The organism is Sinorhizobium fredii USDA 205 (genome assembly GCF_001461695.1).
GTDB classification, from domain to species: domain Bacteria; phylum Pseudomonadota; class Alphaproteobacteria; order Rhizobiales; family Rhizobiaceae; genus Sinorhizobium; species Sinorhizobium fredii.
In genome coordinates this window covers 65,301-83,645 of record NZ_AUTC01000085.1, presented here as the reverse complement: position 1 = coordinate 83,645, position 18,345 = coordinate 65,301, and the positions used below count along the sequence as shown (strand labels likewise).

The window sequence follows — 18,345 nt, the reverse complement described above, 5'->3', positions numbered from 1 at the left end:
GATGAGCCGCTTGTCCCATCACGTGCAGTTGATCACAGCGGCGGATGGGGCCGAGCGGCGTGGTGTAACCATCACCGCCTCTTGTTCGGTGTCGGACGATCCGCCGACGATTCTCGCTTGCCTCAATGCTGCAAATCCTCGCAACGATATCTTTCTCCGCAGCGACAGCTTCGCGCTGAACATCCTCGGTGGACAGCATCTAGCCTTGGCGCACGCCTTCTCCGGACGCGACCAGCTCGAAATGGAGCGCCGCTTTGCGTTCGGCCGTTGGACGCAACTGGCGACCGGGGCGCCGATTCTCGTTGACGCCATCGCTGCCTTCGATTGCCGTCTGCTCGAAGTGAAGATCATGGCCACCCACGCAATCCTCTTCGGCGAAGTGGTCGACGTTAGAATCGGCGAAAAGGCACCACCGCTCATTTATGTGGACCGGGGATACCGCACGCTATAATTTTCCTCGATAGAGGAGTGAACATGGCGAAACACGAGACAGGCAGGATGCCCCAGTCCATCGACGAGACGATGGCGCTGCTGGAGGCGGAGAACTATCTCGCCGGTACCGCCCTCGCGACCGTTCTTTTCCTGGCACTCAGGATGAAGCGGCCGCTGTTCCTCGAAGGAGAGGCCGGGGTCGGCAAGACCGAAATCGCCAAGGTGCTCGCCCGCTCGCTCGATCGACCGCTGATCCGTCTGCAATGCTACGAGGGGCTCGACGTCGCATCCGCCGTCTATGAATGGAACTACCCGGCGCAAATGCTGGAAATCCGCCTTTCGGAGGCCGCGGGGATGGTCGATCGGCAAAGGGTGGAAAGCGACATCTTCTCGGAACGGTTCCTCATCCGTCGTCCGGTGCTGCAGGCGATCTCGGCGAATGCTGGCCGTGCGCCGGTCTTTCTCATCGACGAGCTCGACCGTACCGACGAGGCCTTCGAAGCGTTCCTCCTCGAAGTGCTTTCCGATTTCCAGGTGACCATTCCCGAGCTTGGAACGATCCGGGCGGACGAGCCGCCGATTGTCATCATCACCACCAACCGGACTCGTGAAATTCACGACGCCTTGAAGCGTCGCTGCCTCTACCATTGGGTCGACTACCCCAATGCCACGCAGGAACTGGAGATTATCCGGCGCAAGGTGCCCGGCTGCAACGCGGCTCTCTCCCAGGAGATCGTCGCCTATGTCCAGAAACTCCGGACGGTCGATCTCTTCAAGAACCCCGGTGTCGCCGAGACAATCGACTGGGCGACGGCGCTGACCGAGCTCGATGCGCTGGCGCTCGATCCGGAGACGCTGGCCGACACGCTCGGCACGCTCCTGAAGTATCAGGACGACATTGCCCGGATAGAGGGTGCCGAGGGGCGCAGATTGCTGGAAGAGGTCAAGCGCGAACTCAAGGGCGCCGAGCTGACATCATGACTGCCAGTTCCGATGCCGACAGCCTCGACCGACGCCCGGAGAGCGGGCAGTTTGCGGACAACATCGTCTTCTTCGCCCGGGCGCTGCGGCGGGCAGGCATGAGGATCGGTCCCGGCGCGATAGCGGACGCCATTGAAGCGGTCGGCGCAATCGGCATCGGCTCGCGCCGGGAGTTCTACGCCGCGCTTCAATGCACGCTGGTGAAGCGGCATGAGGACCAGGCGCTCTTTGATGAAGCGTTCCGGCTGTTCTGGCGCAAGCGCGATCTCGTCCGGAAGATGATCGCGCTGCTGTCGCCCGTCGCTCCTGCACGCGCCAGTGAAAATCAGCCACGGCGTGCCGGCGCGGCGCGTCTCGGCGAAGCGCTCCTCAGCGGGCGGCATGACGCTCGTCCGCCTCGCGAGGAGCAGGCGATCGAAATCGACGCGCGCTACACCGCTTCGGGTCGGGAGCTCTTTCGCAAGGCGGATTTTGCACAGATGACTGCCGTAGAAATCGCCGAGGCGCGGCGGGCGATGTCATCGTTGCTCCTGCCGCTCGATCGGGTGAGGACGCGGCGCTTCCGCCCTTCGCATCGGCCCGCCAGGATCGATCCGCGCGCCACGATGCGCGATGCCATGCGGTTCGGCGGCGAGCTCATCCTACCGCGTTTCCGGGAACCGCGCCTCGTTCACCCGCCGCTCGTGGTGCTTGCGGATATTTCCGGCTCGATGACCCAGTACACACGGGTGTTCCTGCATTTCCTGCATGCGCTGACAGAGCAGCGGCACCGCGTCCAGACCTTTCTCTTCGGCACGCGGCTGACGAACGTCACGCGCCAGATGCGTAACCGCGATCCCGACGAGGCGCTCGACGAATGCGTGGCAGCGGTCAAGGACTGGTCAGGCGGTACGCGCATCGGTGAAACGCTGCGTGAGTTCAATCGTCGTTGGTCTCGACGTGTCCTGGGGCAGGGCGCCATTGTCCTGTTGATCACCGACGGCCTCGAGCGCGACGACACGGTGCAGCTCGAGATCGAGATGGACCGCCTGCATCGCTCCTGTCGCCGGCTGATCTGGCTCAATCCGCTGCTCCGCTTTGAGGGTTTCGAGGCGCGGGCGCGCGGTGTCAGGGCGATGCTGCCGCATGTCGATGAGTTTCGGACGGTGCACAATCTCGAATCGGTCGCCGAACTGGTGAAGTCCCTGTCGGGTGAAAGGAGCCGCGACGCGGATCCAAGACGCTTTCTTCACGCCCGCCGCGCGGCCCTTCAAGCTCACGACAATGTGGGTTGAAACACGACCGGATCGTCATGATCTAAGAGGGCGAGGTGGAGTGCCAACATCATGACGAACGAAGCAAAGATGCTCGACCCGTTGGAGATTGCCGAGGCATGGCATAGGCAAGGCCGTGCCGTGGCCCTGGCGACGGTCATCGAGACCTGGGGTTCTGCGCCACGCCCGGTCGGCAGCCATCTGGTGATTGACGGCGAGGGCAACTTTGAAGGGTCGGTGTCGGGCGGTTGCGTCGAAGGTGCCGTCATCGGCGAAGCAGCCGACGTGATTGCCTCGGGCGTTCCGAGAGTCCTCGAATTCGGTGTCGCTGACGAAACGGCATGGCGCGTCGGCCTTTCCTGCGGCGGTCGAATCCGTGTTTTTCTAGAGCGAGTTGACGGCTGATCATGCAACTGCCTTCCCTTCAGAAGCTGAATGAGGCGCGCGCGGCGCGGCGGGCGGCCGTGGTCGTCAACGATCTTTCAAGCGGCCGCGCCCAAGCCTTCATCGAGAGAGAAGACTTCCCGGCCGAATGGGATGCCGCGATCTCTGAAACGCTTCGTTCGGGCCGCCCCAATCTTGCGACGCTCGATGAGCGACCCGTATTTATCAACGTCTATCTGCCGCCGCCGCGCTTGGTGGTCATCGGCGCCGTTCATATTACCCAGGCGCTGGCGCGGCTGGCACCAGTCGCCGGGTTCGATATGACCATCATAGACCCGCGCACCGCATTCGCGACGGTCGAGCGCTTCGAGGGCGTCGAACTTCTCGCGGATTGGCCGGAAGATGTCCTGCCCACGCGACCGCTCGACCGCTACACGGCACTGGCCGCGGTCACCCACGACCCGAAGATCGACGACTATCCGATCCGGGCCGCCCTGGACGCGGGTTGCTTCTATGTAGGCGCACTCGGCAGCCGCAAGACCCATGCGAGCCGCGTGGAGAGATTGCGGGCGGCCGGCCTGTCGGAAGAGGCGATCGGCCGAATCCGGGCGCCAATCGGCCTGGATATCGGCGCCGCGAGCCCCGCGGAAATCGCCATCGCCGTCCTTGCCGAAATCATCGGCGCGCTGCGCCACCGCGATCGTCGAGAAGAGGGGCTTGCAGCATGAGATTTGGTCCTGTTCCGCTTGCCGAAGCGGAAGGCGCCATTCTGGCCCACGCCGTGAAGACTGCGGAAGGCAAGCTCGCGAAAGGTCATCGTCTGAGCGCCAATGATCTGGCGATGCTTGCCGATGCTGGCATGGGCGAGGTGATCGTTGCCAGGCTCGACCCGGACGAACTGCCGGAGGATGAGGCCGCAGCTCGGATTGCGGCCGCGATCGCCCCTGATCATCTGCGTTTCTCGTCCGCCGCAACCGGCCGCGTCAATGTGTATGCGACAGTGTCGGGTCTCTTCGTCGCCGGTCGGGCGATTGTCGATCGGGTGAACCGCATCGATCCGGCGATCACGCTCGCTTGTCTTGCCGACCATGTCGCCGTCAATGCGGGTGACATGGTGGCGACGATCAAGATCATCCCGTTGGCTGTGCCGGGAAATTTCGTCGAGCAAGCGGCTGCCGTGCTTCGCGCGGAGCCCGCCTTCGAAGTGAAGCCCTTCGCGCCGAAACGCGCGGCCCTGATTGCAACCGAATTGCCGTCGCTGAAGCGCCAGGTGATGGACAAGACGCGTGCCGTGCTGGCGGCGCGGCTCGCGCAATCCGGCAGCAGCCTGGATACGGAGCGTCGCGTCGCCCACACCGAGCCGGCAGTCGCCGCGGCGATTGCCGAACTCCGGTCTACGCACGACCTGCTGATCATCTTCGGCGCCTCGGCCGTCGCTGACCCTCACGACGTGGTGCCGGCCGCCATCCGAAGCGCCGGCGGGACCGTCGAGCACGTCGGCATGCCTGTGGACCCGGGCAACCTGCTCGTTCTTGGCCGCTTGGACGAAATCCCCGTCATCGGCGCACCCGGCTGCGCCCGCAGCCCGAGGGAAAATGGCTTCGACTGGATCCTCGACCGGCTGCTCGCCGGCGAGTGGCCGAGCCCGACCGACATCACCGGGCTCGGCGTCGGTGGACTGCTGAAGGAAATCCCGACACGGCCGCAGCCGCGGGAGGCCGCAGTCAGGCCGCGGCCCAGCCCAGTCGCGATCGTCGTTCTGGCGGCTGGCCGCGCAAGCCGGATGGGGCCTGCAGGAAAACACAAACTTCTTGCCGAGTTCGATGGCGTCCCGCTGGTCCGCCGTTCTGTCGACACGGCTCTTGCTGTCGGCAAGGGCAAGGTCGTCGTGGTTACCGGGTATCGCGAGCAGGAGATCCGGGCTGCCTTATCCGGCCTGTCGGTCACGTTTGTCTCGAATCCCGATTACGAGAGCGGCATGGCGTCGTCACTTGTCGCCGGCCTGTCCGCGGTGGAAGAGGGGTCGGGCGGCATGCTAGTGATGCTGGCCGATATGCCGGGCGTCACCGCCGGGCACCTGTCAAAGATGATAGAAGCTTTCCATGCTGAATCCGGCCGGGCCGTCGTGCGCGCAGTAACGGAAGGCCAGCGCGGAAATCCGGTCATACTGCCGAAATCCACCTTTGCCGTGGTCCGGCAACTCGTCGGCGACGTGGGGGCGAGACACATCGTCGAGTGCTGTGGCCTTCCGGTGATCGATGTCGAGCTGGGCGCCGCGGCGCGTCTTGATGTCGATACGCCTGAAGCGATCCTCGCCGCCGGCGGCATACTGAAGGAGTGAGACGATGGACAATGCCGCGATCGAGGAAATGTTCGAGACACTGGGGCCGATCAGCATTCGCCGCATGTTCGGAGGCAAGGGCATCTATTGCGAAGGCGTCATTCTCGCCGTCGAGGTCGGCGGGGAGATCCTTCTGAAAGGCGACTCTGAAACGGCTGCGGAACTCGAGGGGGCCGGCGCCCGGCAATGGGCTTACGACGGCAAGGGCAAGCCCGTCAAAATGCCCTATTGGAGCATCCCTGATTCGGCCTACGACGATCCGGATGAGATGGCCCGCTGGGTGAAGTTGGCGTATTCAGCCGCGCGCAGGACGAAGAAATGAGTGCGCCGAGGCTGGCTTAACCTAGCGCGCGCACGGCGTCCGCCGCGAAGCGGGATAGTGGCTGGGGCAGGGCGGTAAGATCGAACCAGCCAATATCGGAAAGCTTGTCCGGTTCGGTTAGGCGCGCTTCGCCTGAAAAATCATCGGTAGCATAGATCAGTGAGATCCAGTGCTGGCGGTCGGCCTCGATCCTCTGCTCGCTGATGCAAAGAAACCGCGTCGAATGGATCGAGAGGCCGCTTTCCTCTTCCGCCTCCCGGCGAGCGGCATCCTCCGCACGCTCCATATGGTCGACCTTGCCGCCGACGATGCTCCAGTGGCCGGCCTCCGGTGCCTTCAGGCGCCGGCAGAGAAGAATCTTGCCGTCCCGCAGGATTGCAAGCCCGCAGCCGAGGCCGGGAAAATCGATGCCCGGGAAGGCCATTGGCCGGCTGTCAGGCTTTGCCGACGATCAGCATGAACGCCGGGATCTCGTCTCCGAAGCCGACCGGCGTCGGGCCATCGTCATGATCGCGACGATTGCGGTGGCGACGGTCGCGATTGTCGTCATTGGCGGCGTTCTGCGCCCGGCCGAGGCGATCGTTGCGGCTCGCATGGCTCTGTTTATTGTCGGCGCTACGTTCCGGTTTCACGGCCTCTGCCCTTTCTGCGACTGGTTCGAATTCGGTCACATTATCGATACGGGCAGCATCGGATTTATGATCGCCGCGCGCCCGACCGGAGCGTTCCACATCTTTTTTGCGATCCTTGCGGCCATCGCGGCCGCGCTCGCGGCGGCTGTCATGGCTTTCCATCGGCTCGGGCAGTTGCGAAAGATCGCCGTTGTGCCACTCGACCGTCTGGCCGATCAGCTTCTCGATGGCATCCGAGAACTTCATGTCGCGTTTCGTCACAATCGTGAAGGAAGCACCGGAACGGCCGGCCCTGCCGGTACGGCCAATGCGGTGCACATAGTCTTCCGCATGGATCGGCACATCGAAATTGAAGACGTGGCTGACGTCCGGAATGTCGAGCCCGCGCGCCGCGACATCCGAAGCAACGAGCAGCTGGATATTGCCGTCCTTGAAGTTGGCCAGCATCGCCATGCGCGAGCGCTGGTCCATGTCGCCGTGCAGCGCACCGACCGAGAAGCCATGGCGGTCGAGCGAGCGGAAGAGCTCGGCGACGTCCTTCTTGCGGTTGCAGAAGATGATCGCGTTCTTGAGTTCGCCCTGGGCGCGGATGAGATCCCGCAGCACGGCGCGCTTTTCGTAGTCCTTTCCGTGCGCGGCGACGAAGCGCTGCGTCACGGTAATTGCCGTCGAGGCGGGGCGGGCGACTTCCACCCGCTCAGGGTTCTGCAGGAACCGGTCGGCGAGCTTCTGGATTTCCGGCGGCATGGTTGCCGAGAAGAACAACGTCTGCCGGGTGAAGGGAATGAGCTTGGCGATCCGCTCGATATCCGGAATGAAGCCCATGTCGAGCATGCGGTCGGCTTCGTCGATGACGAGGATCTCCACCCCGCTCATCAGGAGCTTGCCGCGCTCGAAATGATCGAGCAGGCGTCCGGGCGTGCAGATCAGAACATCGGCGCCGCGCTCGAGTTTGCGGTCCTGCTCATCGAAGGAAACGCCGCCGATCAAAAGCGCGATGTTGAGCTTGTGATTCTTGCCGTACTTGTCGAAGTTCTCCGCCACCTGCGCCGCAAGCTCGCGGGTCGGCTCCAGGATCAAGGTGCGCGGCATGCGTGCACGCGCACGGCCCTTTTCCAGCAGCGTCAACATCGGCAGAACGAAGGATGCCGTCTTGCCCGTGCCGGTCTGCGCGATACCCAGGATGTCACGGCGCTGAAGGGCCGGCGGAATGGCGCCTGCTTGGATCGGTGTCGGCGTTGCATAGCCCGCGTCGGTAACAGCGGAGAGAACTTTTTGGCTCAGGCCAAGGTCAGCAAAATTGGTCAAAGGGGAATCTGTTTCCGTTCCGGTTCATTAGAACACTGATCGATCGATGGAAAATCACCATCCTGTGGCGGCGCTCTTAAGACGAAAGGCGCCGAAAGTCAAGAAATCCAGCACGTTGACGCTTCGCACGGTAAATGACTGCGAATCTATCGCTTTTCGTGTCAACTGCGGGCGTTGGATAGAGAGGATGTTGATGCGTCAGTTCATATAGCCGGCGAGCTTTGCACGGGCGCGCAGGAATCGCATCGGATCCACCGCCAGCCCTCCCAGGCGAACTTCATAATGCAGATGGGGGCCTGTCGACCGACCAGTGCTTCCGGATTGGGCGATTGCCTGATCGGCCTCGACGCGCTCACCGACATGTACGAGGACAACGGCGAGATGCGCATAGCGCGTCGAGACACCGTTTCCGTGGTCGATCTCGATCATGTTGCCGTATCCGCCCGCCGGCCCCGCCGTCGTCACGGTTCCCGCCGCGGTCGCGCGAATGCGTGTGCCGGTCGCAGCGCGGAAGTCGATTCCGGCATGCAGCGCCAATCGCCCCAGAAAGGGATCCAGCCGATTTCCGAAGCTGCTCGTGACGTCACTTGCGGGCGCCGGACTTTCGAGGGGAAGTTTCCGGGCAGCGTCGCGGGTCTCTTCCAGGTCGACAAGCGCATTGTCGAGTGTGGTGAGCGATTGTTCGAACTGATCCTGATTCTGCGGCTCGACATAAGGTCCGCCGATCGCCGTTCCGTCGGCCGGAATGGCAGGCGCGGAAGCGTCTGCGGTCTTCGGAACCGGAAAGACAAAGCCTGTGCGCTCGACGATCGTCCTGATCGCTTCAGAGGTCCTCTGCGCATTGCTTGTCAACTGCCGAACATGCGCCAGTTGATCGCGCTCAATGCCTTTCAGCGAAAGGGTGACTTTTGAAAAGATGCGATCGGTCCGATCGGAAACGGTTTCCCTTGGGCCATTTGTCTGCGCTTCCGGCGCATAGCCGAGCGCAGATGCATGCACCGGCGGTCCGGCGTTCGCTTCTGCAATGCCCATGATCTCTTCGATCGCCTGGATACCGTCCTGAGCGTCGGCCCGCTTCCTATAGGCGAGAGGTTCCGCATCCGGCAATGCGGCCGCGTCCCCGCTAGCCGTGGCCGGCTCGGCGCTCTCGGCCAGCGTCCCCAGCCTGCCGCTGCGTGAAGAAAGCTCCAACTGCTGCTGCAGGAGTTTGTCGACCTTTTCCTCGACGATCTGCTGGTCCAGCAACTGTCGGCTCGTCACCCGATCGACCTGAGCGCGCAGCGCGGTGATTCGGTCCTCGTATTCATGCTGCATGCGCGCCTGGCGGGCGATCGTACCGCCGATCAGGTCGTCGCGTAGGACGAGATAGCTGGTCGCGGCGAGATAGCCGATGCCGAAGACGCCGACGAGCGAGGCCGCCGCCGCCGCCATCCACGGACGGACCGTCATGTGACGAACCCTGTCGCCGCTGGCGAGAATCAGGACGTGACTTTGCCGACGTTTTCCGAAGCTCCGGTTTTCCGGACGAATAGACACCACGTCACCCCCGCCAGATGCGACCCAACTTGCATTTGCCCCGAGGTGATTACACTTTATTAGGGTTAATAAAGCGTGAGGGGCGCCGTCCGTCAGATGTTTCTGGAAGCGGTCATCGACCGGTAAAACGATGGCGTCAGGCCGGCTTCGGCCCGCGCGATGTCGTTGAAGGGCGCTTTCAGCGGCCCGCGGAAGTTTGCCCGCACCAGCGCCTGGAAGGTCGCAGCCGGGTCCTTCTTCTGGCGGGCGCACAGGAAGCGGAACCACTTTGCTCCAACGGCGACGTGACCCTTCTCGTCTTCATAGATGACGTCGAGAACGGCAGCACTTTCATCGTCGCCGGTCTCGCGCATCTTCGCCTGAAGGGCCGGCGTGACGTCTAGGCCGCGCGCCTCTAGGATGAGCGGCACCACGGCAAGCCGGGCGGTCAGATCGTTGCGCGTGTCGTGCGCGGCCTGCCACAGACCGTCATGGGCCGGCAGGTCGCCATAGTCGGCGCCGAGATCGTTAAGCCTTTGCCGCACCAGCCGAAAATGCTTGGCCTCCTCGAAAGCGACCTGCATCCATCCGTCGAAAAAGGATTGCGGCACTGGCTCCGTGGCGAAGCGAGCGACGATGTCGAGTGCGAGATCGACGGCATTCAATTCGATATGGGCAATGGCATGAAGCAGCGCGATTCGGCCCTTCAAGGAACCGAGGGATCGCCGCTTGACCTGCGTCGGCGGCGTGAGAATTGGCCTTTCCGGCCTGCCTGGCCGTTCCGGAACGGGCCGATCGAGCGGCGAGCGCAAGGAGAGCGTTCGCGCCTGCCAACGGCGCGCAGCCTCCTGCGCGAGCTCGGTTTTGACCGCTAGGTCGCTGGCGCGGATCGCTTCGACGGAAGCGCCGCGAAGGCTGTGGAATTGCGGGAGCACGGGCCTTTCGCTCAATCGGTGCGGAGAGTTTTCGCCGCAGCGAGAACCTCCTCCGCGTGCCCCGCCACTTTGACCTTTTCCCAGATCCGATTGACGATGCCATCTGGATCTATGAGGAAGGTGGTGCGTTCGACACCCATGTATTTGCGCCCATACATGCTCTTTTCCGCCCAGACGCCATAGGCGTTGACGACCGTCTTGTCCTCGTCTGCCGCGAGCACGACGGTGAGGTCGTGCTTCCTGGCGAAGCGGTCATGGCTCTTGACCGAGTCGGGCGAGATGCCGACCAGCGCCACACCGGCCGAGGTGAATTCGTCCGAGAGGCTTGAGAAGGAAATTGCTTCCACGGTGCAGGTCTTGGTGTCGTCCTTGGGATAGAAGAACAACACCACCGGCTTGCCGCGAAGAGCAGACAGTGAAATCGAGCCGCCGCCGTCGCGAGCGAGTTCGAAATCCGGGGCGGGATCGCCGGGTCGCAATGGTGCCATGATTAAGCCTTTCTTACGCCAAGTTTTATCGACATTTCGCACATAGGGGATACCCAAGATCGTCGCGGTCCGTCCAGCAGGTTTGTGGCTGCTTTGACAGCTACCCGACGGCTTTCATGGCTAAGAGCCATGATGAAATGCCACGTCGCAAGACAGAGGGCACTCCGGCACCACGGGTCTTTCAGACGCACAGAGGCGCTGTCGTGCTTTCAATTGCTGCATGTTTTTATTCTCAGGTCGATGCCGATCTGGGAGCACCTGCAGTAGGCTGTCGCGCGCTTTCCACAGCAACCACAGCGAAGCGTGGTGACTTGGTTCGGCGATTTGTGATCTACAGGATGGCAACGATCCGGCGCGCATGATGGCGATCCGGACAGGAAGAATGCAATGCAGCAAGCAGGTGGAGGAATCCCGCGCCGATGAGTGATATCCGCGGCGAAAGGGTTTGCTTTCGCAAGGAAGATATCGTCGCGCTGGACGCGCTGCCCTCGGCCCAGGCCCATGATCCGGTCATCGTGCACACGCCCCTGTCCGGAGGCGCCTTGCGTCTGCTTGGCAAAATTCTGCTTTGCTGCTCACTTGTGGCCTTTGTCATCGTTGCCACGCTCATCGCGGTCATCGAAAGCGGCCTCGTTGACGGTCCCTTGAACGCCCGCGCCCGCGCGGCGCTCAACACTGCCCTTGGCGCCAACTACAACGCCGACGTCGAAAGCACCGTGGTCCGCGTCACCGCTCGCGGCGCGCTCGCGCTCAAGGCGCGCGGCGTCACGCTGAACGACACCGCCTCCGGGCGCCCCGTTGCCAAGTTGGCGGCCGTCTCTATCGCGCTCGATCCCTTTGCCCTGATGACCGGCCGCATCGCCGTGTCGCGGCTGGAAGCGGAAGGCGGCGAACTCGATACCAGGCTCTTGCCGCGTGGCGAGCCGATCGACCTGACGGCGGTTCGTATCGCCGACACCGGCACGGCGCTCGAAAAACTGTTCACGCATATCGATGCGATGTCGCGGTTGACGGCGCGAAGTGCCACAAGGACCGTTCAACTTTCGGATCTCTCGCTGTCGGTTACGGGGGCCCGCGGGCGGATCGTTCCGGTCGATGTGAGGATGCTGGCTTTCAGCCGGGATGCCGATGGCTCCATTCAGGTCGACGGCTCCATTGCCATCGACGGCAAGGAAGCGCAGCTCGAGGCCAGAGCCTTCGGGCCAGGCGACAGCATCGGCGGCATCGAGGCCGTGTTTAGATCCCTGCCGCTTTCGCCGTTCCTGTACCACGGCAAATCGGACAGCGAGGAGGCCTTCGGGATCGACGCTGGCGCCGAGGTCAGCCTCCGGGCGACGCGTGCTGCGGAGGGCACGAAGCCCGCTTTGGCAGTCGGCGTCAGGACATCTGCAGGAGCATTTCACGCCGGAGGGCTGGTCTCCGCGCTCAGACCGTCGGAATTCAACGTTTCTTACGATTTTGAGCGGGCTTCGGTGGAGATATTGCCGTCAGCGGTCAAGATCGGGCGCTCGAACTTTCCCTTCACCGGTGCCTTGATCGACCTCGACAAGGTCTCCGATGGAAGCCAGAAGGGCTTTGCGGTCGATCTGCTCCTGAAAGACGCGAGCTCCGATCCCGAAGACATGCAGGAGCGGCCGCTTTCCTTCGACGCCAAGGTGAATGGCCGATTCGAGACCGATAGCCATCGGCTGATCTTCGACCAGCTGGCGATATCGAGCCCGCTCGGGACCATGGCGGGTTCGCTCGCCGTCGCCTTCGGCAACACGTCGCCGCAGATCAATTTCGCTGCGGTGAGCGACCGCATGCAACCCGCCGCGGTCAAGCAATTGTGGCCCTGGTGGGTCGCCAAGGGCGCCCGGCGATGGGCGATCGGCAATCTCTTCGGCGGTACGGTGACGGATGCGCGAATAGAGGTCTCGATCCCGGAGGGGAGAATTGCCAACAGCGGTGGCGAATTGAAGCTCAACGAAGACGAGCTCAATATCAACTTTGCCATCGACGACACGCGCATCAACATCGCCGGCGAGATTCCGCCGCTACGCGATACTGCTGGGCATTTCGAATTGAGTGGCGAGCGCATGACCGTCGAGGTTCGCGGGGGCGCGGCCTTTTTCCCCTCCGGTCGCAGCGTAGCTCTGAACGGCGGCAACTTCGTCATTCCCGATGTCTACAGCAAGCCGCTGATGGCGGAGATGAAGATCGAGGTCGGCGGAGAGGCCGACTCGATTGCCGAACTCGTCAGCTACAAGCCGATCCGGGCGCTGCAGAAAACGCCTTTCGTACCGGAGGATTTCACCGGACCCATGACCGCTTTGGTTGGCGCCCGCTTCGGACTGATCTCCAACCAGAAACCGCCGCCACCCTTGTGGCAAGCGGAAATGGAGTTGCAGAAGGTGTCGATAAACCGGCCGGTTTCCGGTCGCGCGGTCGCGGATCTGTCGGGAAGGATGCGGATCGACAACACCCAGGCGGTTCTTGACGCCGATGCCCTGATCGACGGCGCAGAAATGCGCATCGCGCTGACCGAGCCGGTGGATGCCAAGGCGGATGTGAAGCGGACGCGCGAGATTTCCGGGACTCTCGACGACGCGGCGCGTCGCAAGATCGCTCCTGCCTTGTCCGGGATCGTCAGCGGACCGGTCGGCGTGGAGGTGTCCCTTTCGGATGACGGCAGCCAGTCTGTGAAGGCTGATCTCGGCAAGGCGGTTCTGTCGCTGCCGTGGATCGGCTGGAACAAAGGCGCCGGCATTGCGGCCAATGCCGAGTTCACGGTGAAGAAAAGCGACGCCCTCACGGAGATAGACGACTTCCGCATCCAGGGCGATGGGTTCGGCGCGGCCGGCGATCTACGCGTCGACGACGACGGCCTCGCCTCGGCCCGTTTGCACGACGTGCGCCTGGCGAGCGGCGATGATTTCGCCGTGACGGTCGAGCGGGCGAAGGGTCGCCATGTGGTTGCGCTCACCGGTTCGTCTGCGGATATAAGACTGCCGCTGGCGCGAGCGAAGGGCGAAGCCGGCGCCGGCGACGATGGCAATGTGAAGATCAGCGCCCGGCTCGACCGCGTCGTCGGCTTCAATGGCGAGGTCTTCTCCAATGTGAGCTTTACTCACTCGGCCCGCGGTCAAGAGATCGACGATATCGACCTGTCGGCGGTAACGGCGAGCGGGCAGGCGGTGGTCGCCAGGCTGGTGAAGGAGGGGCCGGACAACACGCTGGAGCTGACGACGAGCGATGCGGGCGCTCTGGCCCGCTTTACCGACATCTATCGCAATATGCGCGGCGGCCTGCTGAACCTGCGCCTTCGCGATCGCGGCGCCAGATCCTGGCGCGGCACCGTGGATCTGCGGAAATTTTCCCTTATCGGCGAACAGAAGCTGCAGTCGATGGTCTCGACGCCGGCCGGCCAGGACGGCCGTAGCCTCAATCAGGCGGTACGCAGGGACATCGACGTCAGCACCGCCCGGTTCGAGCGTGGCTTCGCCCAACTTCTGTTGGATCGTGGCGTCATCCGGGTCGATAGCGGCGTGCTGCGCGGCATCGACGTCGGCGCCACATTCCAGGGCACGGTCCGCGACAGCAACGGCCGCATGGACATGACCGGGACCTTCATGCCGGCCTATGGTATCAACCGATTGTTCGGCGAGTTGCCGCTGATCGGCGTCCTGCTCGGCAATGGTCGCGACCGCGGCCTTCTCGGCATTACCTTCAAGCTGACCGGCCCCTTCAACCAGCCGAATCTGGCGATCAATCCGCTGTCGCTCATCGCCCCTGGCGTTTTCCGAAGCATTTTCGAGTTTCAATGAAAAAGGCCGGCGCTGCGGCCGGCCCTGACTATCGCTGGAAAGGTGGCTGTTCAGACAGGCCGCACCAGAATGTGTTTCTTCTTGCCGAGCGACAGCTTGATCACGCCATCGCCGGTGACGTCGCCGCTGCCGACGACTCGGCGTTCGTCATTGATCTGCTCGTCGTTGAGGCGAACGGCCCCGCCCTGGACGTGGCGGCGTGCCTCGCCGTTCGATGCCGCGAGGCCGGCACGCACCACCAGCGTCAGCAGGCCGAGCCCCGAGTCAAGCTCGGGGGCGGGCACCTCGATCGACGGCAGGTCTTCCGCAAGCGCGCCCTCTTCGAAGGTTTTTCGAGCCGTTTCCGCTGCTTGCTCGGCTGCTGCTCGACCGTGCAGCATGGCAGTGATTTCGGTCGCCAGGATCTTCTTCACTTCGTTGATCTCGGAGCCGCCGAGCTTCGACAGTCGCGCGATTTCCGGCATCGGCAAAGTCGTATAGAGCTTCAGGAAGCGGGTGACGTCGGCATCCTCGGTGTTGCGCCAGTACTGCCAGAAATCATAGGGACCGAGCATGTCTGGATTGAGCCAGATGGCGCCGTTTACCGACTTGCCCATCTTGGCGCCGGAGGCCGTCGTCAACAGCGGCGATGTGAGCGCATAGAGTTGCGGCGTTCCCATCCGGTGGCCGAGATCGATGCCGTTGATGATGTTGCCCCACTGGTCCGACCCGCCCATCTGGAGGCGGCAGTCGTAACGTTTGTTGAGCTCGACGAAATCGTAGGCCTGCAGGATCATGTAGTTGAATTCGAGGAACGACAGCGACTGCTCGCGATCGAGGCGCATTTTAACGCTGTCGAAGGAAAGCATGCGGTTGACCGAGAAGTGACGGCCGACGTCGCGCAGGAAGTCGAGGTAGTTGATGCCCAGCAGCCACTCGGCGTTGTTGATCATCAATGCGTCGGTCTGGCCGTCGCCATAGCGCAGGTAGTTCGAGAAGACGGTCTTGATGCTCGCGATGTTGGCGGCGATCGTTTCCGGCGTCATCAACTGTCGGGCCTCGTCCTTGAAGGACGGGTCGCCAACCATGCCGGTGCCTCCGCCCATAAGAGAGATGGCCCGGTGCCCCGTCGCCTGAAGCCAGTGCAGCATCATGATCTGGATAAGTCCGCCCGCGTGAAGGCTCGGCGCCGTCGGATCGAAGCCGATATAGGCAGTCACGGTTTCCTTCCGGAACAGTTCATCGAGGCCGGTATCATCCGATGTCTGTTGGATGAAACCGCGTTCGTGAAGGGTGCGGAGGAAATCGGACTTGAACTCGGACATAAGCTGTCTCTTTCGGCTCTTGGGATGTGTGCGGCCGGCGTTTATCACTGTTTTGGCGAAAGTGCACGTTTTTGCTTGGGCCGCGTTTTGATATGACCGGTGGAAACGGAAAGGCGCGGAGGACATCGATGGGCAAGCTGTTGACGGCGATCGGCCTAATGAGCGGCACGAGCATGGATGGGATCGATGTCGCCCTCGTCGAGACCGACGGCGAGACGATCGTTCGAAGAGGACCATCGGCCGGGTATGCCTATGAGCCGCCCTTCCGGGACCGTCTGAAGCAGGGACTGGAGGATGCCAAGTCGATCCGCAAAAGGGACGAGCGGCCCGGTGCACTGGCGGAACTCGAGCGAGACCTGACGTTCAGGCATGCAAAGGCAGTTAGGACATTCATTCAAGAAAACAATCTATTGCATGAAAGTATTGATGTAATAGGTTTCCATGGGCAGACGGTCCTGCACCGTCCCGACGAAGCCCTGACCGTGCAGATCGGCGATGGAGAGCTGCTGGCGCGGGAAACGCTGATCGACGTGGTCTACGACATGCGGGCGAACGATATGGTCCATGGCGGCCAGGGAGCACCTCTGATCCCGGCCTATCATGCCGCGTTGGCGCGTGGCTTGTCCGAAAGCTCGGAGATCGAAACGCCCGTCGTCTTCGTGAATATCGGCGGCATTTCGAATATCACTTTCATCGGGGCCGGCGATGGAATCGTTGCTTATGACAGCGGACCGGGCAACACCTTGATCGACCAGTGGGTGGAAGCCCACGCCGGCATTCCCTATGACCAGGGCGGCATGATTGCGAGCGAAGGCTCGGTGCTGCCGGAGCTTGCCGAGCGCTACCTCGCTCATCCCTTCTTCTCGTCGGAAAAGCGCCGCTCGCTCGACCGCAACGACTTTGCGCCGCCCGTCGGCACCGAAGCGAGCCTGGAAGACGGCGCCCGCACCTTGGCGCATGTGACGGCGGCCGCCATCTTGCAATCCGCACGCCATCTTCCGAAGATGCCGGCGACCTACATCGTCTGCGGCGGCGGCCGCCTCAATCCCGTCATCATGCGGGACCTGGCCTCGCTTGCAGAGGCAGCAGGCGTGCGGGTGCTTGCCGCTGAGGCGTTGGATCTGAACGGCGATTCGATGGAGGCGGAAGCCTGGGCCTACCTGGCCGTAAGATCGTTGCGCGGGCTTCCCTTGAGTTATCCCGGCACGACAGGCGTCAGGCGACCGGTCAGCGGCGGGCGGCGGGCAGCCAGGCCGAAAGATGCGTTGTAGGGGCAAGACTGAAGCATTGTTTAATGAATTCTTCGTGCGCAATCGCTACATTGCCCTAAAGTCCGTTGGGCGTGATTTCGCGGATCGTTGATCTGTGTCTGGGAGTTTCGGATTCTGTGATGGGTGGTGCGATTTCCCTGCTGGCGGTGAATTTCATCATCGCCCAGATATTCGTGGTGGCCTTTCTCATCATCGCGGCAAAAAGCCGGGTAAGGGGCCCGGCGATCTGGTGCGCCGCCGCCTTTGCCGTCGCCTCGCTCTCGGCCGTTTTCGAAACCGTGCTGCCGTTCACGCCCGTGCCCAAGCTCTTTGCCATCGGGGCATTTGCAAGCGTTCTGGCCGGCTTCATCCTGCTTCGCGTCGGGCTCGGGCTCTTCTACCGAGTGCCGGCGCGAGTGACCGTCCTTGCAGTCTTCTTCCTCGGTTCGGTTATCCTCGATCTGCTGATCTACGATCTGCCGCGCGGGACGCTCAAGCACGCCTTCTTCTACCAACTGCCGTTCTTCGTCATCCAGGCCTGGTCGGCATCGACGATCCTGAGGTCCGGGCGTCGGTCCCCCGCGGATTGGATTCTGTGTGGCCTCCTGGTGCTGACCTCAATCTACTACCTGCTGAAAATCTACGCCGCCATTGCCGCCGGAGCAGGCACGACGGCGTCGGATTACCTTGCAAGCCCGTTCGCGCTGATTTCGCAGGCGCTTGGCGCGATGCTGATCGTCTCGACCGGCATCGCGATGCTCGGGGTGATGGTCAAGGAGATCATCGACGATGCCCGCGCCAGCTCGGAGCTTGACGCTCTTTCGGGGCTCTACAATCGGCGCGGCTTTGTCGATCGCCTGACGCCTGTTTTGGAAACCGCCGGCGCTGACGGCCCGGGTACCCTGATCCTCGCCGACCTGGACCGTTTCAAGCTGGTTAACGACACCTATGGACACCATGCGGGCGATGGGGTCATCCGGCAGTTTTCGCGGGTGCTGGTCGAGCTCATGCCGAGCCGAGCGGTAGCGGCGCGCTTGGGCGGCGAGGAGTTTGCCGTATTTCTACCGCGCCTCGGCTTGTCGGAAGCCCGCGTGCTTGCCCACGGGATGCGCGCCGCGCTGGCATCGACGCGAATCGATGGATTGCCGGAAAGCGTCAATATAACAGCGAGCTTCGTGTTGCCTCAATTGGTCCCGGAGAATCGCTGGAAGCGGCCATGCAACGCACTGACAAGGCACTCTATGCCGCCAAAGCCGAAGGCAGGAACCGCGTGGAATGCGCCGAGCCGCCGGTGCGTGTGCTGCCCGCCTCCCGGCGGGTGGGGCGGTCTTGAATGCACAACGACCCGGAAACCGATTGCGATCTCCGGGTCGGCTGAAAGTGTGAAACTGGAG

15 protein-coding genes and 1 pseudogene are annotated in these 18,345 nt (G+C 62.8%); 10 read left to right on the top strand and 6 right to left on the bottom strand.

The features are described 5' to 3' along the window. Position 1 precedes the first annotated feature (1 nt). Genes N181_RS09925 through N181_RS09895 form a run of 7 tightly spaced genes read left to right on the top strand, consistent with a single transcriptional unit; the run spans position 2 to position 5,713 of the window. Positions 2 to 451, top strand: coding sequence for a flavin reductase family protein (locus N181_RS09925; protein WP_060563358.1), 450 nt, complete (start codon positions 2 to 4; stop codon positions 449 to 451). Between the two features lie 23 nt (positions 452 to 474). Continuing rightward, positions 475 to 1,413, top strand: coding sequence for an AAA family ATPase (locus N181_RS09920; protein WP_037392946.1), 939 nt, complete (start codon positions 475 to 477; stop codon positions 1,411 to 1,413). Next, entirely contained in the window at positions 1,410 to 2,687 is a 1,278-nt protein-coding gene (locus N181_RS09915) for a vWA domain-containing protein (protein WP_037392949.1), read from the top strand. Before N181_RS09920 ends, N181_RS09915 begins: the two co-directional genes overlap by 4 nt. 51 nt (positions 2,688 to 2,738) lie before the next feature. Then, positions 2,739 to 3,071, top strand: coding sequence for an XdhC family protein (locus N181_RS09910; RefSeq protein ID WP_086018596.1), 333 nt, complete (start codon positions 2,739 to 2,741; stop codon positions 3,069 to 3,071). Between the two features lie 2 nt (positions 3,072 to 3,073). Next, a complete protein-coding gene (locus N181_RS09905; RefSeq protein ID WP_037392952.1) occupies positions 3,074 to 3,778 on the top strand; it encodes an XdhC family protein in 705 nt (234 codons plus the stop codon). Then, entirely contained in the window at positions 3,775 to 5,391 is a 1,617-nt protein-coding gene (locus tag N181_RS09900) for an NTP transferase domain-containing protein (RefSeq protein ID WP_037392955.1), read from the top strand. Before N181_RS09905 ends, N181_RS09900 begins: the two co-directional genes overlap by 4 nt. Before the next feature lie 4 nt (positions 5,392 to 5,395). Beyond that, positions 5,396 to 5,713, top strand: a complete 318-nt coding sequence (locus N181_RS09895) for a TfoX/Sxy family protein (protein WP_037392958.1) — start codon at positions 5,396 to 5,398, stop codon at positions 5,711 to 5,713. A gap of 16 nt (positions 5,714 to 5,729) precedes the next feature. Here N181_RS09895 and N181_RS09890 read toward each other — a convergent pair whose 3' ends face one another. From N181_RS09890 to N181_RS09870, 5 genes are all read right to left on the bottom strand, one after another. Then, positions 5,730 to 6,137, bottom strand: coding sequence for an NUDIX hydrolase (locus N181_RS09890; protein WP_037392961.1), 408 nt, complete (start codon positions 6,135 to 6,137; stop codon positions 5,730 to 5,732). 10 nt (positions 6,138 to 6,147) lie between these two features. Beyond that, the gene (locus N181_RS09885) at positions 6,148 to 7,653 is read right to left on the bottom strand and encodes a DEAD/DEAH box helicase (RefSeq protein ID WP_037392963.1); all 1,506 of its coding nucleotides are present in this window, start codon (positions 7,651 to 7,653) and stop codon (positions 6,148 to 6,150) included. A gap of 198 nt (positions 7,654 to 7,851) precedes the next feature. Further along, positions 7,852 to 9,189, bottom strand: coding sequence for a M23 family metallopeptidase (locus N181_RS09880; protein WP_037392990.1), 1,338 nt, complete (start codon positions 9,187 to 9,189; stop codon positions 7,852 to 7,854). 92 nt (positions 9,190 to 9,281) lie between these two features. Further along, entirely contained in the window at positions 9,282 to 10,103 is an 822-nt protein-coding gene (locus N181_RS09875) for a ferritin-like domain-containing protein (RefSeq protein WP_037435946.1), read from the bottom strand. Between the two features lie 11 nt (positions 10,104 to 10,114). Beyond that, entirely contained in the window at positions 10,115 to 10,591 is a 477-nt protein-coding gene (locus N181_RS09870) for a peroxiredoxin (protein ID WP_037392966.1), read from the bottom strand. A gap of 419 nt (positions 10,592 to 11,010) precedes the next feature. On the opposite strand from N181_RS09870, the gene N181_RS09865 reads away from it, so the two are divergent. After that, positions 11,011 to 14,397: a YhdP family protein gene (locus N181_RS09865; RefSeq protein WP_037392970.1), complete on the top strand. Its 3,387-nt coding sequence runs from the start codon at positions 11,011 to 11,013 to the stop codon at positions 14,395 to 14,397. 50 nt (positions 14,398 to 14,447) lie between these two features. On the opposite strand, the gene tyrS is transcribed toward N181_RS09865, so the two are convergent. Beyond that, positions 14,448 to 15,701: a tyrosine--tRNA ligase gene (tyrS, locus tag N181_RS09860; protein ID WP_037392973.1), complete on the bottom strand. Its 1,254-nt coding sequence runs from the start codon at positions 15,699 to 15,701 to the stop codon at positions 14,448 to 14,450. A gap of 128 nt (positions 15,702 to 15,829) precedes the next feature. On the opposite strand from tyrS, the gene N181_RS09855 reads away from it, so the two are divergent. Both N181_RS09855 and N181_RS35340 read left to right on the top strand, forming a co-directional pair. After that, positions 15,830 to 16,972, top strand: a complete 1,143-nt coding sequence (locus N181_RS09855; RefSeq protein ID WP_037435942.1) for an anhydro-N-acetylmuramic acid kinase — start codon at positions 15,830 to 15,832, stop codon at positions 16,970 to 16,972. A 119-nt stretch (positions 16,973 to 17,091) separates the two neighbouring features. Beyond that, positions 17,092 to 18,284, top strand: a pseudogene (locus tag N181_RS35340) (GGDEF domain-containing protein). Positions 18,285 to 18,345 lie beyond the last annotated feature (61 nt).

Excerpts from the sequence above, each read along its gene's own strand:
- N181_RS09925 (WP_060563358.1), top strand. The coding sequence starts at position 2 with ATGAGCCGCTTGTCCCATCACGTGCAGTTGATCACAGCGGCGGATGGG.
- N181_RS09920 (WP_037392946.1), top strand. The coding sequence starts at position 475 with ATGGCGAAACACGAGACAGGCAGGATGCCCCAGTCCATCGACGAGACG.
- N181_RS09915 (WP_037392949.1), top strand. The coding sequence starts at position 1,410 with ATGACTGCCAGTTCCGATGCCGACAGCCTCGACCGACGCCCGGAGAGC.
- N181_RS09910 (WP_086018596.1), top strand. The coding sequence starts at position 2,739 with ATGACGAACGAAGCAAAGATGCTCGACCCGTTGGAGATTGCCGAGGCA.
- N181_RS09905 (WP_037392952.1), top strand. The coding sequence starts at position 3,074 with ATGCAACTGCCTTCCCTTCAGAAGCTGAATGAGGCGCGCGCGGCGCGG.
- N181_RS09900 (WP_037392955.1), top strand. The coding sequence starts at position 3,775 with ATGAGATTTGGTCCTGTTCCGCTTGCCGAAGCGGAAGGCGCCATTCTG.
- N181_RS09895 (WP_037392958.1), top strand. The coding sequence starts at position 5,396 with ATGGACAATGCCGCGATCGAGGAAATGTTCGAGACACTGGGGCCGATC.
- N181_RS09890 (WP_037392961.1), bottom strand. The coding sequence starts at position 6,137 with ATGGCCTTCCCGGGCATCGATTTTCCCGGCCTCGGCTGCGGGCTTGCA.
- N181_RS09870 (WP_037392966.1), bottom strand. The coding sequence starts at position 10,591 with ATGGCACCATTGCGACCCGGCGATCCCGCCCCGGATTTCGAACTCGCT.
- N181_RS09865 (WP_037392970.1), top strand. The coding sequence starts at position 11,011 with ATGAGTGATATCCGCGGCGAAAGGGTTTGCTTTCGCAAGGAAGATATC.
- tyrS (WP_037392973.1), bottom strand. The coding sequence starts at position 15,701 with ATGTCCGAGTTCAAGTCCGATTTCCTCCGCACCCTTCACGAACGCGGT.
- N181_RS09855 (WP_037435942.1), top strand. The coding sequence starts at position 15,830 with ATGGGCAAGCTGTTGACGGCGATCGGCCTAATGAGCGGCACGAGCATG.